At 69.3% G+C, this 20399-nt stretch carries 20 protein-coding genes; 9 read left to right on the plus strand and 11 right to left on the minus strand.

Going from position 1 to position 20399, the window contains the following annotated elements:
* Positions 1-174: 174 nt before the first annotated feature.
* From LPC10_RS17515 to LPC10_RS17525, 3 genes are all read left to right on the plus strand, one after another.
* A complete protein-coding gene (locus tag LPC10_RS17515) occupies positions 175-975 on the plus strand; it encodes a pentapeptide repeat-containing protein (RefSeq protein ID WP_091950948.1) in 801 nt (266 codons plus the stop codon).
* A gap of 277 nt (positions 976-1252) precedes the next feature.
* The gene (locus tag LPC10_RS17520) at positions 1253-2335 is read left to right on the plus strand and encodes a YeiH family protein (RefSeq protein ID WP_091950946.1); all 1083 of its coding nucleotides are present in this window, start codon (positions 1253-1255) and stop codon (positions 2333-2335) included.
* A 64-nt stretch (positions 2336-2399) separates the two neighbouring features.
* Positions 2400-3491, plus strand: coding sequence for a molybdopterin-dependent oxidoreductase (locus tag LPC10_RS17525; RefSeq protein WP_231343715.1), 1092 nt, complete (start codon positions 2400-2402; stop codon positions 3489-3491).
* A gap of 14 nt (positions 3492-3505) precedes the next feature.
* Here LPC10_RS17525 and LPC10_RS17530 read toward each other — a convergent pair whose 3' ends face one another.
* The 3 genes from LPC10_RS17530 to LPC10_RS17540 all read right to left on the minus strand — a co-directional run bounded on the left by LPC10_RS17530 (position 3506) and on the right by LPC10_RS17540 (position 5755).
* A complete protein-coding gene (locus LPC10_RS17530; RefSeq protein ID WP_091950942.1) occupies positions 3506-4390 on the minus strand; it encodes a LysR substrate-binding domain-containing protein in 885 nt (294 codons plus the stop codon).
* A gap of 61 nt (positions 4391-4451) precedes the next feature.
* Positions 4452-5249, minus strand: a complete 798-nt coding sequence (locus LPC10_RS17535; protein WP_091950940.1) for an anti-sigma factor — start codon at positions 5247-5249, stop codon at positions 4452-4454.
* Positions 5246-5755, minus strand: coding sequence for a sigma-70 family RNA polymerase sigma factor (locus LPC10_RS17540; RefSeq protein ID WP_091950938.1), 510 nt, complete (start codon positions 5753-5755; stop codon positions 5246-5248). The genes LPC10_RS17535 and LPC10_RS17540 overlap by 4 nt, the downstream gene beginning before the upstream one ends.
* Positions 5756-5952: 197 nt before the next feature.
* On the opposite strand from LPC10_RS17540, the gene LPC10_RS17545 reads away from it, so the two are divergent.
* Together LPC10_RS17545 and LPC10_RS17550 are read left to right on the plus strand one after the other, a co-directional pair.
* Positions 5953-6351, plus strand: coding sequence for a DUF305 domain-containing protein (locus LPC10_RS17545; RefSeq protein WP_091950935.1), 399 nt, complete (start codon positions 5953-5955; stop codon positions 6349-6351).
* Between the two features lie 49 nt (positions 6352-6400).
* On the plus strand, positions 6401-7840 hold the full coding sequence (locus tag LPC10_RS17550; RefSeq protein WP_091950973.1) for a YncE family protein: 1440 nt from the start codon (positions 6401-6403) through the stop codon (positions 7838-7840).
* Positions 7841-7889: 49 nt separating this feature from the next.
* Here the strand turns inward: LPC10_RS17550 and LPC10_RS17555 are convergent, their stop codons facing one another.
* The 4 genes from LPC10_RS17555 to LPC10_RS17570 form a co-directional block, all read right to left on the minus strand.
* Entirely contained in the window at positions 7890-8210 is a 321-nt protein-coding gene (locus LPC10_RS17555; protein WP_174804894.1) for a cytochrome c, read from the minus strand.
* A gap of 13 nt (positions 8211-8223) precedes the next feature.
* Positions 8224-9435: a molybdopterin-dependent oxidoreductase gene (locus tag LPC10_RS17560; protein WP_091950930.1), complete on the minus strand. Its 1212-nt coding sequence runs from the start codon at positions 9433-9435 to the stop codon at positions 8224-8226.
* Between the two features lie 123 nt (positions 9436-9558).
* On the minus strand, positions 9559-10275 hold the full coding sequence (locus LPC10_RS17565; RefSeq protein ID WP_091950929.1) for an anti-sigma factor: 717 nt from the start codon (positions 10273-10275) through the stop codon (positions 9559-9561).
* A complete protein-coding gene (locus LPC10_RS17570) occupies positions 10275-10763 on the minus strand; it encodes an RNA polymerase sigma factor (RefSeq protein ID WP_091950927.1) in 489 nt (162 codons plus the stop codon). Before LPC10_RS17570 ends, LPC10_RS17565 begins: the two co-directional genes overlap by 1 nt.
* Positions 10764-11461: 698 nt before the next feature.
* Between LPC10_RS17570 and LPC10_RS17575 the strand changes: the two genes are divergently transcribed.
* The 3 genes from LPC10_RS17575 to LPC10_RS17585 all read left to right on the plus strand — a co-directional run bounded on the left by LPC10_RS17575 (position 11462) and on the right by LPC10_RS17585 (position 14484).
* On the plus strand, positions 11462-11815 hold the full coding sequence (locus LPC10_RS17575) for a recombinase family protein (RefSeq protein WP_231343716.1): 354 nt from the start codon (positions 11462-11464) through the stop codon (positions 11813-11815).
* A 171-nt stretch (positions 11816-11986) separates the two neighbouring features.
* A complete protein-coding gene (locus tag LPC10_RS17580) occupies positions 11987-13462 on the plus strand; it encodes a hypothetical protein (RefSeq protein WP_231343717.1) in 1476 nt (491 codons plus the stop codon).
* A 107-nt stretch (positions 13463-13569) separates the two neighbouring features.
* Positions 13570-14484, plus strand: coding sequence for a hypothetical protein (locus LPC10_RS17585; RefSeq protein WP_231343718.1), 915 nt, complete (start codon positions 13570-13572; stop codon positions 14482-14484).
* Positions 14485-14578: 94 nt separating this feature from the next.
* Here LPC10_RS17585 and LPC10_RS17590 read toward each other — a convergent pair whose 3' ends face one another.
* The 4 genes from LPC10_RS17590 to LPC10_RS17605 all read right to left on the minus strand — a co-directional run bounded on the left by LPC10_RS17590 (position 14579) and on the right by LPC10_RS17605 (position 19060).
* The gene (locus LPC10_RS17590; protein ID WP_231343719.1) at positions 14579-15370 is read right to left on the minus strand and encodes a hypothetical protein; all 792 of its coding nucleotides are present in this window, start codon (positions 15368-15370) and stop codon (positions 14579-14581) included.
* On the minus strand, positions 15367-17655 hold the full coding sequence (locus LPC10_RS17595; RefSeq protein ID WP_231343720.1) for a ThiF family adenylyltransferase: 2289 nt from the start codon (positions 17653-17655) through the stop codon (positions 15367-15369). The genes LPC10_RS17590 and LPC10_RS17595 overlap by 4 nt, the downstream gene beginning before the upstream one ends.
* Before the next feature lie 31 nt (positions 17656-17686).
* On the minus strand, positions 17687-18817 hold the full coding sequence (locus LPC10_RS17600; RefSeq protein WP_231343721.1) for a metallohydrolase: 1131 nt from the start codon (positions 18815-18817) through the stop codon (positions 17687-17689).
* Positions 18818-18886: 69 nt separating this feature from the next.
* Positions 18887-19060: a hypothetical protein gene (locus tag LPC10_RS17605; RefSeq protein WP_231343722.1), complete on the minus strand. Its 174-nt coding sequence runs from the start codon at positions 19058-19060 to the stop codon at positions 18887-18889.
* A gap of 233 nt (positions 19061-19293) precedes the next feature.
* Here LPC10_RS17605 and LPC10_RS17610 point away from each other — a divergent pair, with 233 nt between their 5' ends.
* Positions 19294-20397, plus strand: a complete 1104-nt coding sequence (locus LPC10_RS17610; RefSeq protein WP_231343723.1) for an XRE family transcriptional regulator — start codon at positions 19294-19296, stop codon at positions 20395-20397.
* Positions 20398-20399: the final 2 nt, after the last annotated feature.

Consider the following 20399-nt stretch of genomic DNA (forward strand, 5'->3'; position numbering starts at 1 on the left):
TCCCCCGGCCATGACGACGGGTTGATCGTCCGGCGCGCGTTGCGTTTTCCTCCCGCCGCGCCGGATTTGTGTGACCTGGGTCACCGACCGGGTGCAGCGGCCCGGCATAGCATCGCGACACAACGAACACGATAAGGGTGCCCGCCATGCGTGGCGCCCGCCGGGAGTAAACCGATGCGCCGCTTAGCCCTCAGCTTCATGCTCGCCGTCTTCGCTGCCGGCCCCGCCGCGGCCGAACAAGATCTGCTGCTCGGAGCCGACATGTCCTCGCCTGCCATGACGAAGGCCGAGATGAGCCGCGCCGACGTAGAGGCGATGATCCAGGCCGCGGACGGTAAGCCCATCGACCTGCACGACAAGGCGCTGTCGGGCCTCGATCTCTCCGGGTTGAATCTCCGGGGCGTCAACTTACGAACTGCGCGCCTGAACAAGGCCAATCTACGCGGCGCCGACCTCAGCGGCGCAAACCTCGAACAGGCATGGCTCCTGAAGGCAGACCTTTCCGGGGCCAAGCTCGCGGACGCGAAAATGTTCGGCATCACTGCGCGGGAGGCCAACCTCAGCGGGGCCGACCTCAGCCGGTCCATGCCCATCGGCGATTTCAAGGGCGCCAACATGAGCAGCGCCACGCTGGTCGATCTCAAGGGCGGAGCCAACATCAAGAATCAGTCCATGGGTCTGATGCGGGCGGTGTTCACCTCGGTGAACCTGTCGGGCGCGAACCTCAAGGGAGCCAACCTCGGCCGGTCACGCCTGGAGTATGCGAATCTTAAGGATGCCGATCTCACTGGCGTGGTGCTGATGGGCTCAGACTTGTCCGGGGCCAATTTGACCGGTGCTACGGTCACGGGCGCGGACTTCAAGAACGTCGATGTCAGCGGCGCTCGTCTCATCGACCTCCAAGGTCAGTCCGAGGCCAAGGACTGGGCGGAGAGGGTGAACATCGACCGTGCCGTCACTCAGGCATCCGATTGATCCGCCCGTTCACCAACCTGACGGCCCGCCTCTGACCTCAACGGTTTCTGTCTCAAGAAACCTAGTCAGCGGTAATCTACAACGTTCCCTGATATCAGCGAAGCCGCAAACTCGGGTTGCCCAATCGACAAGACTGGCTTCAAGCCAAAGCACGACGTTCGTCGTCCCCAGCCAAATCATCGCATCGCGTGATCAAAACGATCGATACGTTCCGTTGGATCGAACGAATGGACGCGGTCATGGTCGTGGCAGATCCAGTCCGCGAGGTGCACGCACCATGCCCGCAGCAGCCTTTCTCCGATCACGCGCGCTTGCTCTGTCTTCCATCCTGCCCGGCCTGAGCCTTTGCCTCGCGGTGACGGGCGCCGCCCTCGGGCTGGAGATGGTCGAGAAGCATATCTTCGGCCGTGCGTGGCTGGAGGCTCTGGTCCTCTCCATCGTGCTGGGCACGGCCGTCCGCACGGCCTGGAACCCTGGTCGGCGCTTCGCTCGCGGTATCGCGTTCGGCGCCAAGACCGTCCTGGAAATCGCCGTCGTCCTGCTCGGCGCCTCGCTCAGCCTCGGGACGCTGCTCGCGGCCGGGCCGGGGCTCCTCGTCGGCATCGCGGTGGTGGTGGCCCTCGCCATTGCGGCGAGCTACGGCATCGGCCGAGTTCTCGGGTTGACCCCGCGCCTGGCCATCCTCGTCGCCTGCGGCAACTCGATCTGTGGAAACTCGGCGATCGCGGCGGCGGCCCCGGTGATCGACGCGGACGGCGAGGACGTCGCCTCTTCCATCGCCTTCACCGCCGTGCTCGGCGTTCTCGTCGTTCTCGGGTTGCCGCTGCTCGTGCCGCTGCTCGGACTCTCACCGATGCAGTACGGTGTGCTCGCGGGGCTCACGGTCTACGCCGTGCCGCAGGTTCTCGCCGCAACCGCCCCGGTGGCCGCCCTCAGCGTCCAAGTCGGCACCCTGGTCAAGCTGGTCCGCGTGCTGATGCTTGGGCCAGTGGTCCTGGCTCTCTCGCTCGGGATTAGCTGGCTGCGCGCGGGGACGGGCGTGACCGTACCGCACCGCACGGCCGGCGAGCGCCCCGCCTCGGGCCGGATGCCGCTGCACCGGCTGGTGCCGTGGTTCATCCTCGCCTTCCTGGCCTTGACGGGTCTTCGCTCCGCGGAGCTCGTTCCCGAAGCGGCTTTGCACCCCATGGCCGCGGCGGCGAACGCGCTGACCATCGTGTCGATGGCGGCCCTCGGCCTCGGCGTCGACGTGCGCAGCGTCGCCAAGGCGGGACCACGCGTCACCCTGGCGGTAGTCGCTTCGCTCGCCGCCCTGACGGCCGTGAGCCTCGGGCTGATCCGCCTGCTCGGCATCGCCTGAAATAGGCCTGCCACCCGGCGCGTATGAGCGCGTTGGAGTCCGACCTTCTGCGATAGAGACACCCATGTCGAGCTTGACCGAGCGTATGGTGCGCCTGATCGTTCATGGGGAGCGCCCCTACAATGCCGAGCCACCGCTGACCCGCCTGCGGGCCCGTTACCGGACCCCTGCGGAAGACTTCTATGTCCGCTCCCACGGCGACCTGCCGGAGATCGACGCCGCCGCATGGCGCCTGTCCGTCGATGGCGCGCATGTCGGTCCCCTCGATCTGTCGCTGGCGGATCTGCGCGCGCGTTTTCCCGAGGCGACCGTCACGGCCACGATGCAGTGCGCCGGCAACCGCCGCGCCGATATGCGGGCGGTCGCCCCAGTCTCGGGCGATCCTTGGGACGGCGGCGCCATCGGGACGGCGGACTGGACCGGCGTCCGCCTCGGCGACGTCCTGCGTGCGGCGGGCGTAGCGCCAGGAGCGAACCTCCACTCGGACCTCCATGTGGCCTTCGAGAGCCAAGATGTGGTGGAGGGACGGCCCTACGGCGTCTCGATCCCGCTCGCCAAGGCGGTCGCCGGCGAGACACTGCTGGCCTTCGCGATGAACGGGGCATCGCTGTTGCCCGAGCACGGCTTCCCCGTGCGGGCCGTCGTGCCGGGCTTCGCGGGCGTGCGCAGCCCGAAATGGCTGAAGCGCATCACGGTGCAGGACCATCCCTCGACCAACCCGATGCAAGCCGACGACTACAAGCTGTTCCCGCCGGACGTGACGGCCGAGACCGCCAATCCCGCGAAAGGCCACACCATCGAAACGATGCCGCTCAACGCCGCGATCTGCGAGCCCGCGCGCGGAGCCCGGCTCAAGGCGGGCGAGACCACCATTCGCGGGTACGCCATCGCGGGAGATCGGGCGATCGTGCGCGTCGATGTCTCGGGCGATGGCGGTCGGTCCTGGCATCAAGCTACGCTGGAACACGAGGCCGGCGCTCCCTTCGCCTGGACGTTCTGGGAGATCGTGCTGGACCTTCCGTCCGGCGAGCGCGACCTCGTGGTGCGCGCCTGGGACAGCGCCGGGCAGACCCAGCCGGCGCGGCCGGACGAGACGTGGAACTTCAAGGGCTACCTCAGCGCCTCCTGGCACCGTGTGTGGGTCGAGGTCGCCTGAAGGGCCGCCCCCCGTCAGGGGGCGGCACGGATCAGGTCGAGCAAGGCGTCGGCGGCGCGACTGCGGTAGCGCTCCTTGTGGCGCAGGACCCGGAAGGTTCGCGTCGGCAGAGCGAAGGGCACGGCGACGAGCGCTCCGGTTCGCAGAGAGGGTCCGACCACCGCTTCGGATAGAACGCTCGCCCCGGCCCCCGCCACGACGGCGGCGAGGACAGCCTCGTTCGACGGCAGTTCGAGGGCAACCGTGAGTGCGTCCGGTGCGATGCCCAGCGCGACGATCGCCGCCTCGAAGGCGGAGCGCGTGCCCGATCCGGGTTCGCGCAGCACCCAGGAGACTGAAGCGAGGTCGGATCGTCCCGACCGCGCGCGTGCGGCCAACGGGTGATCAGGCGCGATGACGAGGATCAGCCGGTCCTCGGCGACCGGAGTGCTCGCGAGGCTGCCGTCCTCGATCGGGCCCTCCACGAAGGCGAGTTCCGCCGTTCCGGCTCGGACCGCCTCGGCGGCTTCGGCGGTGTTGCCGATGCCGAGCCGCAGGACGATGTCGGGATAGGCCGCCCGAAAGGCGACGAGGTGCCGGGGGAGCCAGTGGCTGGCGATGGTCTGGCTCGCCTGGATGGACAGCGTGCCGCGCCGCAAGCCGCTGAGGTCCGCGAGCACCTGTTCGGCCGCCTGGGCGCGGGCGAGCACCGCGCGAGCCTCGCTGAGAAAGACGCCGCCCGCTTCGGTCAGTTCGATGCCCCGGCCGACCCGGTGGAACAACTTGACGGCGTGCCGAGTCTCCAGTGCGCTGATGGCGGCGCTGACCGCCGACTGGACGAGGTTCAGCGCCTCGGCCGCCCGCGTGACGTGCTGGCGCTCGGCAACCGCCACGAAGATGCGCAACTGGTCGAGGGTCATGGCGTCTCGTGCTCGGCGGGGGCCTTGGCCGGCGTGGTCCGGCAGGGTTCGGATACGAGCATCACCGCGCGACTTCGCGCTTGCCCGAGACCTGCGCATCGACCGCCTCGGCGACCCGGAGCAGCCGCGCCTCGTCCGTGCGGGCCGTCACCACGTAGGACATCCCGGCATCGATCCACGAGAAGGCGGCCACGTCGTCGGCGCGGGCGTAGCGGAACACGCCGCGCCCGCCGGTCGGCCCGGCCCGGCTGTACAGGGTCAGGCGGGTGCCCCGGTCGTCGTCGTACATCAGCATCGCCGCCGGCTCGTCTCCGGCGGGGAGCAGGCGCCCGCCCATGAGCCGGAATCCCTGCGCCCGCAGGTCCGGCACGGTGACGGGCCGGCCCAGGCGCGCGCTGAGCCATCGCACGAGGTCGGTCGAGCCGTCGGCGCGGACCTCGACCGGATGGGCGGCCTCGACCACGTAGGTGCGGAAGGCGGAGACGGCCGCCTGCGTCATCGGTTCGGCGTGGGCGCCCGGGCCCGGCACGGCGCCGCGCCCGGCCCACCCGGCCGCGCCGCCGAGGGCGAGCAGGAGCGCCGCCGCCGCCGCGCTCGGCCACCGACGCGGGAGGCGCATCCGGCGCGAGCCTGCGAGGTTCGCGATGCGCAGGCGGGCGGGGATCGGCTCGTCCGCCACGGGCGCGAGGCGCGCCCGCAGGCGTTCCCGCACCTCCCGGTCGGCGGCGACCCGGGCGGCTGCCTCCGGATGCGCGGCGAGCCACGCCTCGACGCGGGCGCGGCGGCCCGGATCGAGCCGTCCGTCCACAAAGGCGTGCAGGTCGTCCTCGCCGACGGGACGCGGGTCGGACGCGGTCATTTCACCCTCCGCAGATGCCCGGTGACGATCGTGGGAGCCCGGTCGAGGAAGGCGCGCAACCGGCCGCGCGCCCGGCTGAGGCGCGACATCACCGTGCCGACGGGGATCGCGAGCACGGCGGCGACCTCGGCATAGGACATGTCCTCGACCGCGACGAGGAGCAGGACGGACCGCTGCTCCTCGGGAAGCGCGGCGATCCCGTCGAGCACGTCCCGCGCGCCCACGGCCGCCTCGGGATCGACCCCGACCTCCGCGATCTCCATCAGCGCCTCCGGGCCGACCTCGATGCCCCGGCGGCGGCGCACGCCTTCGAGGTAGCGGTTGCGCAGGATCGCGAACAGCCACGCCCGCAGATCGCCCTCGCGGCGCTGCGGCCAGGCGCGGATCGCCCGTTCCAGCGTGTCCTGGACGAGGTCGTCGGCTGCTTCGCGCTGCCGCAGCAGCGCGGTCGCGTAGCGCCGCAGGGCCGGAATCTGCGGTTCGATCAGGACGGCGAGGTCGTCCAAGGGTGGTCTCCGGATCGCGGCTACGGCGATGCCCGTGCCGCCGTTCGGAACAGAGATGCCGGAATTGCCCGAACTATTCCAAGCTTGGCCCCGGCGAGCCGATCACGCATCCGTGACCGCTTGACCGGGAGCGCCGGGGAATATCCCGGCCCGGCCGGCATCTCTCCCCGCGTGACCTCGACACTGCGGGAGAGACCATGCGCGGAGCACCGACGGCGATCCTCATCACCTTGTTCATGGCCGGGGGTGTCCTGGGCGGCGGCATGATGATGCGCGCCGGGCATGCGGAGACCGCCCCCGGCGGCTTCGATGCGATGATGGCCCAATCGATGGCGCGGATGCACGCGGACATGGCGGTGTCGCCGTCCGGCGACCCCGACCGGGATTTCGCCGCCATGATGATCCCGCACCATCAGGGCGCGATCGAGATGGCGAAGGCCGAACTCGCATACGGCCGCGACCCGGTCCTGCGTCGGCTCGCGCAGGGCATCGTCGTCGAGCAGGCGCAGGAGATCGAGGTCATGCGCCGCGCCCTCGCCGAGCGACCGGTCGCGCAGACCCCACCGACGCAGCCGCCGGCCCGCCACCACCACTGAGCGGATCGCCGTCCCCCGTCCCGACCATCAGCGCGAAGAGACCTTCATGATGCGACACCTCATTCCGGCGACCCTGCTGCTCGCCCTCCTCGGCGGGACCGCGCTTGCGGGCCAGGCGCCGGGGCCCGCCTCGGCGCCGGACGTGCCGGTCGGCCCCCGCGACCGGTTCTACACCTCGGACCAGTTCTCCAACACGGTCTCGGTGATCGACCCAGCCGCCAATACGCTCCTAGGCGTGATCCGTCTCGGCGACACGACGCCCGCGAACCTGAGCCCGCTCTATCGCGGCCAGCTCCTGGTCCACGGCATGGGCTTCTCGCCCGACCGCAAGACCCTGCTCGCCGTCTCGATCGGCTCGAACTCGGTCAGCTTCATCGACACCGCCACCAACACTGTGCGCCGCACAACCTATGTCGGCCGCTCGCCGCACGAGGCGTTCTTCACGCCGGATGGGCGCGAGGTCTGGGTCAGCGTGCGCGGCGAGGACTACGTCGCGATCCTCGACGCGGGGACCGGCAAGGAGACGGGCCGGATCACGGTGCCAAACGGGCCCGGCATGACGATCTTCTCGCCCGACGGGCGTTACGGCTACGTCTGCTCCAGCTTCAGCCCCGAGACGGTCGCCATCGACGTGAAGAGCCGCGAGATCGTCGGGCGGATCAAGCAGGAGAGCCCGTTCTGCCCCGACATCGCGGCGACGCCCGACGGCAAGCAGGTGTGGTTCACCCTCAAGGACGTCGGCCGCGTCCAGGTGTTCGAGGCCACGCCGCCGTTCAAGGCGCTCAAGACCATCGAGACCGGACCGATCACCAACCACGTCAACATCGCGCGCACGAAGGCCGGGCAGTTCGCCTACGTGACGATCGGCGGCCTGAACCAAGTGAAGGTGTTCCGCACCGACGACTTCTCGCAGGTCGCGACGATTCCCACCGGCGCGCTCCCGCACGGCCTCTGGCCCTCGGGCGATGGTTCGCGGATCTATGTCGGCCTGGAGAATGCCGACGCGGTCGCGGTGATCGACACCGGCAGCAACGCGGTGATCGCCACCATCCCGATCGGCCAGGGGCCGCAGGGGGTGGCCTACGTCCCGGACGCGGTGTCGGAGGGAGCGGGTGCGCCGAACCTCCAGCCGCTGGGCGCGGCGGGCCAGTCGAGCACGCTGACGCTGGCCGGGCCGGATGGCAAGGCGGCCACGCAGGTCACGCTGTTCGACCAGGGCGTGTTGCAGACCCTGCAGGCGGCGGTGACGGGCCTCACGCCGAAGAAGCCCTACGTGCTGGCCCTCTCGGCCGATCCGAAGGGCGCCGGGCCGCTGGAGCCGCTGGCCGCCTTCATGACGAACCCGGCGGGCGCGGCCATCGTCAACGCCGTGGGCCCGATCCGGCAGGTGACGCAGAACGCGAACGAGGCCGCGCGGCGAAGCCTCGTCATCGTCGAGGGCAAGCCCGGCGAGACCGGCGCGACGGTCCAGACGCAGGCACCGCGCTGACCGGACGAGGGGGGCGGTCGCCGGACCGCCCCCTGTTTCCAGCCGCGCCTCAGTAGGTGTCGGCGAGGTAGGCGGCGATGGCCTTGGCCTGCGCCGCGTCGATCGGCGCGTGGTAGACCTTGACCATCTTGGTCACCTCGGACTCCCAGAAGGCCGCGCCTTTGCCGGGCGGCTGCATCGCGATGTAGTCCACCGAATGGCAGACGAGGCAGTTCGCCTGGGCCGCCTCGAAGCCCTCCGCGTGCGTGCCGGCCTTCGGCGCCCGCAGCTCCGCGGTCGGCTCCGGCACCGCGTAGGATTTCGGGGCGGCGAGGGCCGCGCCGGTGGCGAGGGCAAGCGCCGCCGTCAGGGCGAGGGTGGTGCGGGTCATCGTCGTCACTCCCTCAGGCCGCGCGCACGCGGGTGGTCTCGACCACGTTGCGCAGGTACCCGGCCGGGTTCCAGCGCGGCTCCATCGGCTGGCTCGCCCCGTCGTTGGCGGTTGCCCGCACCCGGATCGCGTGCGCCCCCTGCGATAGCTCCGCGTCGAGGGTCCAGGGCCGGAAGGCGTAGGGGCCGAGATCCTGCCCGAGCCGCGCTTCCGCCCAGGTCTTGCCGTCGTCGGTCGAGACCGCCACCGACTTGATTCCCGAGCCACCATCGAAGGCGATGCCGCGCAAGGGCGTGCGCCCGGCCTTCACGTCCGCCCCGTCGGTCAGGTTGGTGAGAAAGGAGCGCACGGTGAAGCGGTTGATCGGCACGGTCTTGTCCGCCGCCTTGCCGGGTTGCGTGCAGGCGCAGTCGTTGTCGGGGATGCGATAGGCCTTCTGCATCCAGAAGCCGTCGAAGGATTTGTCGAGCACGCTGATGCTCTCCAGGTGCTTGACCCAGTAGGTGCCGTAGAATCCTGGCACGACGAGGCGCAGGGGATAGCCGTTGAGCCAGGGCAGATCCTGCCCGTTCATGCCCCAGGCGAGCATCACCTGCCCGTCGCGGGCGTGGTCGAGCTTGAGCGACTTGGCGAAGTCCGGCGTCTCCGGGATCACCGGGCCGTCAAGGCCGGTGAAGGCGACCTCGACGGCGCCCGCCTTCACCCCGGCCTTGTCGAGCACCGCCTTCAGCGGCACGCCGGTCCATCGGGCGCAGCCCATCGCCCCGTTGGCGAGCTGCCCGCCGGCCATGCGCGGTTCGAAGAAGCCGCGAGAGTTGCCCGAGCACTGATTGACCGCGACGATCTCGGTCGTCGGCATCGCCTTCAGGTCGGCGAGCGAGAGCGAGACCTCCTTCTCGACATGGCCCTTGATCGCAACCCGGTAGGTCTCGGGGTCGATCTCGGTCGGGATGTCGGCGAGGTGGTAGCGCACGAAGAACGCGTCGTTGGGCGTGATGGCGCCCTCGTCGAACACCGAGAACGGGGTCTCCAGTTGCGGCGGGCGCGCGGTCATCTGGAGCAGCGGGCGCTTGCCCGGATAGGCCACCAGGGGCCGCTCGCCGTTGCCGAAGGGCAGCGTGGTGGTGTCGCCCGCGAGTGCCCGCAACGACGCGAAGCTGCCGCCGCCGAGGCCCGCCAGGGCGGTGAGACCCGCCCGCCTGATGAGATCGCGTCTGTCGAGCATCCGATTCCTCCCCGGTTTCGCGCGTGACTCCGGCGACCGGGCCCGCGACGTGCGGAGGAGGAGACGCACGTCGCCCCCGGTCTATTCGCGGCGGGTCGAAATAAATTCCGCGGCCCGCGCCGGTCAGCCGGTGCAGGGGCGTTCAGAGAGGCCGGTGGCCCGGTCCAGGGCGAGCCGCAGGCGGTCCGTCTTGGTCGGTTCGGTGAGGAGCACGGCCGCCTCGGCCAGCAGGGCGAAGCGCTCGGCCGGCACCGTCTCGGACAGGAGGACGTAGCGGCGCCCCTTGCTGTCCCAGCGCGCCACACGCAGGTCGCGGTCCCCTTGCGCGATCTCGAGTCCGGCCTGCCCGCGCGACGGCCTGCTCCAGACGGCGAGCCGGCAGCCGTGACGCCCCTCGTAACCGGCAAGCCGGCCAGCCGAACCGTCACCCTCGGACAGGTAGACCAAGCGGAAGCCCGCCGCCCCGAGATCGAGGGGGAAGCCGTTCAGGCCGCCCGCGGGCTGCATGGCGTTCGCGGGTGCGCCCGCCGCACTCCAGGCCATGAAGGCCGCGCGCGCGGCGTCGGCCGGCGGGCGAGACGACGGGGCCAGCCAGCCGGTGCCGACGAGGACGACCAGGGCCGCGGCGCACGCCCATCCGAGGGAGGCGCGGGCCATCGGCGCGCGCGGGGGCGGCACGACCGCAGCCTTCACCTCCCGTTTCACCCCCTGCTTCAGCCGGGTCAGGGTCGCGACCCGCGCGGCCAGGACCGGATCGCGGGCCAGCGTCTCCGCGACCGCGCGCCGGTCCTTCGCATCAAGTTCCCCATCGACGTAGGCATTGAGGGTCTCCCAGCGCATCACGGCCCCTCGCTCCCATCGGACGGCTCGGCGATCCGGTGCAGCATGATCCGCCTCGCCCTGTGCAGACGGCTCATGACCGTGCCGACGGGAATGCCGAGCCGTTTGGCGGTCTCCCGGTAGCTCAGGCCTTCGACGTCCACGCAGGTCACGACCTTTCGGCAGGGTGCATCGAGGGTGGCGAAAGCCTGGCGCACGGCGATGGCCTCAATCAGGCGGTCGTCGAACCCTTCGTCGGGCCAATCCACGAGATCGTCCTCGCGGCGGGTCCGGTTCCGGCGGAGCCGATCGATCCAGGCGTGGCGCACGATCCGGAACAGGTAGGCGCGGGCCGCCCGCGGTTCGCTCGGCGTCGTCCCCGTCGAGAGCGCCTTGAGGGCGCTCTGCTGCATCAGGTCGCGCGCGGCGTCGGGCTCCCGCGTCAGCGTCAGCGCGTAGCGGAACAGGCGCGGCCACGCTTCGACGAGGTGCTCACCGATGGACCGCATCCTGATGTGTCATCCTCCCCGCACTCCATAGCACATCGATGCATGTCCACACAGAGTCGCAACGGTCGTCGATGGTTGTGGATGTCGGGAGGCCTTACACCTCTGCAGCGCTACTCGGAGCGTTGCTGTTGCTGAACAATCGATTGCAAGCTCGTATGTCTGCTTTCAGGCATTGTGAGGATGCGGTTTTAAGACCGGGGTGGGCGCGAAGCTGAATGTCCGGTTCCGGGTATCGAGTTGATGTCCGCTCATGGCGCAAAGCCGAACAATCGGCGGGCGGACCTTTGACCCCTTGCAGACCTTTGAGCCTGCCAGCCAAGAGGTCCGCTCCGGTGGAATAAGCCGACTTGGAGGCGGTCACGATATCAGCAGGTACGGGCACATTAGCGACCGCGACCCAGCGGCGGCCAAGGCCTTAGTATCCCTGCCATTTGCCGCCTGGGGATGCCGCAAGCCGGACAGGTCCGCCATGCTGTTCAGGCGCCGTTCCACGCCCATCCCCGAGGCGGCCTTCGCGTAGGCGCGGAGCTTGCGGCGTGGATAACGACGCGGACCGTCTTGGCCTCGGGCCGGCATTCCCCCATCTCAGCCAGACGCTCTCCAAGAGGCATTCACCAGATGATAGCCGCGACGCCGCATCCTTCCCGTTAGCCTAGGAGTGCCGCGTCGTCCGCCGGGCTCCGACGAGGACGCCCGCCATGGTCAAGGCGTACAGCTACATTCGGTTCTCACGCCCCGAGCAGTTGCGCGGCGACAGCCTGCGCCGCCAGACCGAGGCCGCCAACAAGTGGGCCGCCAAGCGCGGCGTCGTGATCGACGAGAGCCTTCGGGATCTCGGCGTCAGCGCCCTCCGCGGCGCCAACCGCATCAAGGGCGCGCTCGGGCGCTTCCACGACCTCGTCGAGAAGGGCCAGGTCCCGGCGGGCTCCTACCTGATCGTCGAGAGCCTGGACCGACTGAGCCGCAAGGCGGTGGGCGAGGTCCTGCCGGACTTCATGCTGCTCATCAACGCGGGCATCGTCATCGTCACGCTTCTAAACCGGCAGGAATAACGCAGGGCGCCCCCCGTTACGCGTTACGAAAATTTCCAAGCACATGACTACATCGATTTCTGCAAAAAAATTGCACAATTCTGCAAAATCATGATACTCACGTTTTGCAGAATTCAGGGCGACCGAAGGGCGTCGAGCTGGCATCGTCAGGAGGTCGAAAGGAGACCGACGATGTCCGACACCAACGAAGCCGTCGCCAAGCTCATCAAGGATGCGCTGATGAAGGCCACCCACCCCGAGGCGCATCTGCTGGTCCTGGCTGAGGCGCTGCTCGATCCCCGGATCGACGATCCGCTTCCTGCCGGCGCCGCCCGCAAGATGAAGGAGGCCGAGGCCTTCGCCGCCGCCACCGTCGTGACACGCATGATGCGGCGCCATGGCCTCAACCCCTCCGACGTGTGCAGGGGCGCGGGGGTCGCCAACAACCCCAAGGAGTATTTCGCCTTCCATCTGACCCAGGGCGAGATGGACGCCTCCGGCAAGGCGAAGGCGCCCCTGAAGCCCGGACGCCGCATCCATAAGGGGCTCGTCCCCTACGTGCGGCTGGCCCGGACGGTGGCCGGGATGGCCTCGGCGCCGGAGGCCGACCTGCTGCAGGAACTCGCCATCGAGGTGGGCGGCTACCTTGCGCCGTTCGCGTCGGCCGACCGCAGCCCGTGGGAGCTCCTGGCGGAGGACCTCACCATGCTGGCCATCTACTTCGGCAAGACCCGCGACGGCTCGGACGGGGAGCCCGTCGACCTCAAGCGGTTCTTCTCGGACGCGATCCGCATGGGCGTGGGCTACAGCGTCGCCAAGGACCGGATGATGCCGGAGCCCGAGGAGCCGGTCCCGGACGCCGGGTTCTGGCAGGCGCCGACGGTGCCGCTGTTCGCCCGCACGGTGGCGGTGGGGGCGGTCGAGTGCCGGACCTGGGACGAGACCGTCGATGGCGAAAGGTTCGTCGTGCCGCTCGGCGAGATGAAGGCCAACGTGGTCGAGGTCTACCACCTCGGGCTGGTGCCCGACGGGCGCGGCCTGCGGACGGTCGTCTTCGCCGAGCCGTGGACGGCGCTGTTCGGCAAGCCCAACGACGGCCGTGCGAGGTCTTGGGGCGATTCCGGGCTCTCCCACTTCGAGCAGGGCACGCCGTTCTCGGGCGGCTTGCACATTTCGGCCGGCGACGCGCCGTTCGGGGTGTCATTCGCGGACGACGCGCTGTCCTTCGGCTGCCCCGAGTACGAGCAGCACGTCCGCGACCTGCTCGTGTCCGCCGAGGAGGCGGGGCCCCACACCTTCGAGGCCGGCTACTGCTACGAGATGGTCAATGTCGCCCGGCGGATCGACCTGGACGCCGAGGTGCTGGAGACGCTCCTGCGGCGCGCCGGGGACGAGAAGTGGCGCACGATGCTGCGCTTCCTCAAGGAGCCGCCGCCGTTCGCCGAGGCCTTCGTCCTGCCCCGCTCGGTCAAGCTCACGGGCGGCGCGACCTCGGAGGAGATGCGTGACCGGATGGAGGAGGCGCTGCACGGGGACGGACAGGCCGTGGTGCGGGGGCTGACCGAGGCCGTAACCAAGCGGGCGCGGGCGATGGACGCCTTCATGGCCGAGCGGATCGACGCCGAGCGCTGGCGGCGTGACCGCTTCCGCCGGTTGATGCGGAGCTGACGATATCAGCTTCTCGCATGCTTGCGGCGGCGCATTGAGCAACGGGCTTGATGCGCCGCCGGTTGAAAACCAGCTGCGCGACTTCGCAGTCAACCGGAACTGTGACGATGCCGAACGAACACGATGAGCGCGACGAGTATGACGTCTACCTCGACACCTGGGCGCCATCGCCGCAGCTTGAGCACGCGACACTCGATACCTACGTAGGCGATGCGCTCATGCAGCACCGCCTTCTCCACAACTATGACCCGAACGCCGTCACGCGAGCTGCTTGGGTTTCTGGCCCCAAGACGATGGAGGTTGATGAGGAAGCTACCCGACGCGTCGGATACTTTGCGGAGATGCAGCCGAAGTGGTCCGCCGAATTCCGGGACCTCGTCCTGTCGAACGGCGTCCCATCCGACAAGTTCGACCTGATCGAGGCAGCGTTTCGTGAAGACTGGGTCGACGGCTTCGCGCGGCGCCAGAACACGCAAACCATGATGGGGATCAAGGCCTCTATCAGAGACCTCGACCGTCATCAGTACCCCAGCGGCGCGGGAAAATACGTCCTGAAGCAAATACCGGACACGGTAGAGGCTCTGTTGACGCCCGAACAGACCCAGGCGCTGTTCGATGCGAACAGCGACCTCATCCAGCAGCGCATGGCGGATTACCTGGACTTGTTCGGCGATCCGAATTCCTCGGGACTCAATCACCAATCAGTCCGGCGGGGCGTGTTCATGGCGCTGCCCCCGGATGGGCTCCGCCGCGAGCTGCACTACCTGTGCTCATACTCGCTGGCGCTCGGGCCCGTCGAACAGTTTGCACAGACCTGGAACTCGGCGAACCGGGGCAGCGGGGTGCCGATGATCTTCTCCGCGCCCCTTCCTGCGGTGCAGTCGAGGACCGTCGCGTTCGCTCCCTTCATCAAGGACATGGACCTAAGCCAGTTGGAGCTCGTCGTGGCGCCGCCGGTCATGGCTGTGCAACTGACCTATAGCGGCGAGTTCGGCGGCATCCACGAGTTCGAGTTTGGGTGATGTTTGAACAGCGCAGCTGGGTCGCGAAAGCGCCCTCAGACGCCGAACTCTATTCTAGGATGCGCCCTTGTGGCCGCCTGTCCCATAGGCCCCGTTAGGCCGCTGAAGGCGGGACAGGTGCCACGCCCTTCTTGCGGGTTGCCGTACCAGCGGGCTTAGTCTTTGGAGTGGGCTTCAGCAGATCGACAGTCATGAACAAGCGCCGGGCATAACGTTCGGCTTGCCGCTTCACGTCGCCGGGCGTGTTCACGAGGATGAAGGCACCGACGGCGACTGAAAGGGCGGCCACGGGCCACGCATCGTGCCCCATCCAGATGGCGGCGGCGCCCGAGCCGAGGCCCATCAGGCAGGCGAGGATGCCGATGGGCCTGATGCCCAACAAGTTGCGTCGGAAACCGTAGCTCAGGTTCTCGTCGAACAGCATGGGATAGTTTTTCGGCCCCCAAGTCCGGGCGCGCAACATCCGCACCATGCCCTCGTAGCATTGGTCCGCCGCGGCCGGGTCAGCCTCCTCCTCCGCCGTCGTGGGGACGTGGAGACCGGGATCGAGCTTCGCGATCTTGGCGTGCAGCGCCGCCGTCTGCCGCTCGTCGAGCTCCGGGTGCGCGTAGCGCAGGTAGGCTGTGGCTGGCGCGCCGCCCCACTCCCGCCAGAGCCGCTCCTCCAACCGGGTGCCGAACGCGCGCGGCACGAACGATAGGACGGTCGCGAGAAAGGCGGAGCTCGCCCCGGTCGTCGCCCACTTGATGGCCGTGGCCCACAATCCGTCCTTGGCGAACGCATCGGCCGAAAGCCACGGATAAGCGGCGAGGACGAGGGGGAAGGTGACCACGAGCATCGGAAGGACGCGCGCGTTCAGGATGTAACGGTCGAGGTGGACCATCATGCGGCCTCTCCGAGTGGGTCGCCCGTCCTTGGGCGAGCGATGACTTCCGTGGTCAGGGAGCGGTACCCGCCGGGCGTGTGGATCAGCATCAGCAGCGGGAACGCCTGCTCGGTCGCGAGCTTGAGGGCCGTGGCGACATCCTTGGGGGACGGGCCGCTCGTGACGAGGTGGTTGTGCCAGGTGCCGAGCGGATAGAGGGAGCCGCCGTTGCGTCCGATCAGCCCGTCGATGAGGTCTGCCAACCCCTCGACCCCGAGCACGAACTCCTCGGCGGAGAACCGGCTGTCCGGCGGCGCGGGCAGCACGTCCACGACATGGAAGGTGTCGGTCACGCCCGAGTAGCGGCCGACGACGATTCCCCCGGTCTCGCTGCCTGGGCGGGAGGCCACCTCCCAGGCGATCAGCGCATCGACCCGCGGACTGACGCGGATGCGGGGTCCATCCCCGGAGGCGGCCGGCACCACGTGCCAAGGTAGGATCTCGTGCCGGGTCCAGCTCTGGCTGAGGCCGTCGTCAGCCCCGATACCGATCAGGATCTCGCCGCGGTCCTCGGGCCAGCCGCCGGCATGCATCCTGCCGAGTGCCACAGCCATCGGCGCCGTCATCGCTGACAGGTGCGCGTCGGTCATCGGGAAGGTGAACGACGAGCAACCCTGCCCGATGGCGATGCTGGCAGCGGCGGCCTCGGGCCCGAACACCGCCGCGGCAACCGCGTCGTCGGTGCCAAGCAGCCTGTACGCCTCGGCGGCCAGGTCCGCCGACGACGGGTTGGCCGAGCGGCCCTCGACGGCCATGTACGCCACCCGTCCCGCACCCAGCAGGCACGCCTCGACGCATCTCGGCCTCAGCGGGGTGACGACCGGGAGCGAGAGGGCCTCCCGCACCACGAGGGAACCGGTGGCGTTCACGACGAAGTCCGCGTCGGCACCGAACACGGTTGCGGCTCTGACGGGGTCGGTCGCCGCGAGGGCGACGTCGGCGGTAAGCGCGGACAACCCGTCGGAGAAGCCCACCAGACCCTCGGCAAGGAGCGAGGCCTTGCCGCCGCCCTGGTGCTGCTCCCACTTGGTCGCCGGGAAGAGGGCGTGCCGGGCGAAGTTGTGCGGCCGCATCGGCGCGGCGTCTACCAACCGGGTCGGACCTCGGCCACAACGCATCATGTGCGTCGCGATCTTCGACCCCACGCTGCCGCAGCCGAGCAGGGTCCACCGTGCTGATCCGGTCGCGTCACCGCCCGAGGCGGTCCGCATCAGGCCCGGCGTGACTTGCTCGTGCGGCCCCGCGAGCCGGACGGGTTTCGCGCTTCCCGGCCCGAGTTCGTCGTTGCCCTGCAGTTCGATGAGGTAAGGGCAGATCTCGATGGGCGAGTTGCCCCCGACGAGGTCGTAGGGCCGGCGCGCGAGCAGGATGACGACGCAGGGCTGCGGGTGCTTGAGGCGCCTGCGTCGCAGGCGTCTTTCCAGCAGGCCGAGCTTGGCCCGGAGGTGCTCGCCGCAGCCCAGTTCCTCGGTCCGGGCATGCAGGGATGCCATGTCGACGACGGTTTCCGGCAGGTAGCGTCCGGCAATGAACGGCTCGCCGGACGGCGTCCGGCCGGACCACGCCACGAGCGCGAGGCCGAACCCGTACCGCTCCTCGTTCGAAACCACCTCAACCTGCCAGCGGCAGTCGTCCTCCGACAAGCCGTGCCGGCTCTCGGACAGGAGCGCGCGATAGGTTTCGGGGCCACCGTCCTCGCGGACAGCCGCGTAGCCGATGCCGTAGCCGTCGCATCCCCCATCCCGGTTCGGGAGCGAGCGAAGCCAGTCGGCGCCGAGCACGACCACGTCGTGCACGCCATCGCGCCTCGTGATCTCCCAGCCCCCGGCGGGGTCATTGAGGCGCACGAGGGCGGCCCGCTCGACCCATTCCGCGAGTTGGTCGACGAGCCCGATGACGCCGCGCGATTGCAGGAGTTCGCGTACCGAGCCGAACACGAGGCAGGGTTCGGGCCGGAAGCTTGGCCCCCGGGGCTGCAGGTGGGGGTGGCTTCGGTCGAAATCCTCGCGAAGGACGATGTACGGCTCGCGCAGCGGATACTCCGGCCAGAACGCCATCGTGACCGGCTCGACGGCCCGGACGCCGTTGTCGGAATGGCCCCTCACGCGCCACCGCGAAGGCAGGTTGGCGTCGATCCGTACGGTCGCCATGGTCGCGCCGGTGCCGGCGTCGACATGGCTCTCGACGCCGCGCACGGATGGGTGCAACCCGATCAGGCGGAGAGCCCGGGCGACGGCCCTCGGCATCGCCGGAGGCGACGGCTCCGCCGGGCCTGTCTCAGCCGTGCGGGAGGGGGGCGGCCCCGATTCCGGTCGCCACCGCGACCGCCGCAGGGACCGTCGGGCGTTTCGGCTTGTGCCCCGCATAGGTCACCTCGATCTCGTAAGGGTCGGTGCCGGAACGGTCGGCGATGCAGGTGAAGGTGCCGCCGTGCGGGGCGACGATGGCCTTGTATTCCCGCTTGGCGCGGATGCAGGGCGGGTCGATGTCGTCGTCCTTGATCGGCTTGCTGCTCGCCAGGACCTCCGCCCCGGACCGCGCTTGCCCGAGGGCGTCGCGGGCATCCGCGCTGACCTGGGCGTCCTCGCCGTAATCGGACCAGCTGTCCCAGGAGAGCGAGTGCCAACTGCAATGGTGGGGGGCCACGAGGACGTCGTATCCCAGGACGTGCTTCCGGGACTTGTTCCGGTCCCAGACCTTCTCCCAGATGCCGACCTCCGCGTCCCCGCCGAACAGGAATCGGGACGCCTCCGCGTAGCCGTCCGCTTGGAGGGCCAGACCGAGTATGACACTGGAGTTGTTCTTGCTGAGGAACTCGTCCTCGTCGTCGTCGGAGGCCGGCATGGGGGCGATGAGCCGCCCCTTGAACCGGCCGTGCGCGCCGCAGATCGTCGAGAACTCCTCGTCGGCCTTCACCAGGATCTGCCGGAGGTCGTCGGTCTTGCCGTCGACGTCCTCCCCCAGGATGACGATGCGCTCGCCGTCCGTGCCGATCCCACGCTCGCGGTACCGGCGCACCCGGCGGCGCGCCTCGCAGGCCCACGCATTGGCGTCGTCGCAGAGCGCGTGATCACGCCCCGCGCGCCTGAAGACGATGGGGCTCGACCACATCTCGCGGATGACGATCTTGTCCAGCGCCTTCGACCACGTCTCGGGCGGCCCGAGGTGGAAGTGCTCCCGCAGGCCGCGGCAATGGTCCTGGTCGGGATGGGTCAGGAGGAACGCGTCGATGCAGAGCCGGCCGTAGATGTCCCGCTGCAGCCGTTTGCGCAGTTGGGCGATCACGTCCGGAACGTCGGGTCCGGGCTGCCGGACGTTGATGTCGATCAGAAGCTTGCGTTCGCCCTCCATCTCAACGAGGTGCATGTCGCCGTTGCCGACGCGGAAATGAACTGTGTTCGCCGTCATGTCAGGTCTCCGGCGCCGCTACCAGGATAGCGCGCCACCGAGTACGGTTTCGCCAGGGTTTGCCGCGCGTCAGCGCTCCCTGCGCACGCCCTTGAAGGGAGTGCCGTCCTTCTTGCCGTCCATGAAGCGGCCGGTGTCGGCGTCACGCTTCGTCCACGTGTCCGTCTTGGGGTTGAAGACCTGGGAGCGGTCGCGAACCATGCCGTTGCGGTGGCCGTCGCCGGCCGGGGGATTCGTTGCCATGTCGGTGTCCGTGTCGGGGGCCCGCGCGACGGATGCGCGGCCCGGGATGCCTCAGAGCCTGCCCGTGATCCGGGGCCGATGGCGCCGGGACGGCCGGGAAGCTCTGATGCTCAAGCCCCCGGTCCGAGGTCGCTACAGCGTGCTCCAGTCGGAGTACGCAGGCAACCTCGTGGATTGCTTAATTATCTTGCAAATTGCCGATGTGCAAGATACATCCGCGATGGAGGGACACGATGGCATCCGCACCGACCGGCATCCGACTGAAAGCGCTCCGCGAGCAGCGCGGCATGTCGCAGGAGGAGCTCTCGCGCGTCCTCGGCCTCGACCATCGGCAGTCGCTGCAGCAGATCGAGACCGGCGGGCGGAAGCTGTCGGCCGAGGAACTCGTCGCCGCCGTGCAGGCGTTCGACGTCCCGCTCGACTATTTCACCAACCCGTTCCTCATCGTCGGCGAGGCGAGGTTCTCCTGGCGCCGCCATTCGCAGACCTCGGTCGCGGAGCTCGACGCGTTCGAGCGCAAGGCGGGCGAGTGGATCGGCGCGTACCGCGAGCTGGCGGCGGCGACGGGCAGGACGCTCCCGCCTATCGCCCACCGGCTCAACTTGACGCGCACGAACAGCTACGAGGACGCGCTTGAGGCCGGCGAGGCGGTGGCGGGTTTCCTCGACCTGGGCCCGGTGCCGTCCGAGCGGCTCGCGGAAGCCATGCAGGACAAGCTATCGACGCTCGTCCTGATGGTCGACGCAGAGAGGGGCATCTCGGGGGCCGCCTGCCTCGTGCGGAACCTGGGCGCCGTGCTGGTGAACCGGCTGGAGGCGCCCGGCAGGCGGAACTTCGACCTGGCGCACGAGCTCTTCCACATCCTCACCTGGGACGCGATGCCCCCGGAGCGCCTCGACGACGGGCAGGGCACCGGCAACCTGCAGAAGCGCGTCGAGACGATGGCCGAGAAGTTCGCCTCCGCGGTCCTCATGCCGAGGCGGCTCTTCGAGGGCGTGACGGACGAAGGGCGCAACCCGGACTGGATCAACGTCAGGGCGACCGAGCTCGGCGTCTCGGCGAAGGCGCTCAAGTGGCGCCTGGTCGACCTCGAACGCCTCTCCCGTTCCGCCGCCCAGGGCTACGAGGACCACCGGCTCGTGAACAACGGCGGGCTGGTCCACAGGGAGCAGGACGTGCCCCTGAAATTCGGCAAGCACTTCCTGACCGTGGTGGCCGACGCCATCGGGCAGGGACACGTCTCGGTGCGGCGGGCCGCGGCGCTGCTCGACGTCACCATCGACGAGCTCGGGGACCTTTTGGACGCGCATGGGGTCGAACGCCCGTTCGACATGTGAGC

The sequence above is a fragment of the Methylorubrum sp. B1-46 genome, assembly GCF_021117295.1.
Lineage (GTDB): Bacteria > Pseudomonadota > Alphaproteobacteria > Rhizobiales > Beijerinckiaceae > Methylobacterium.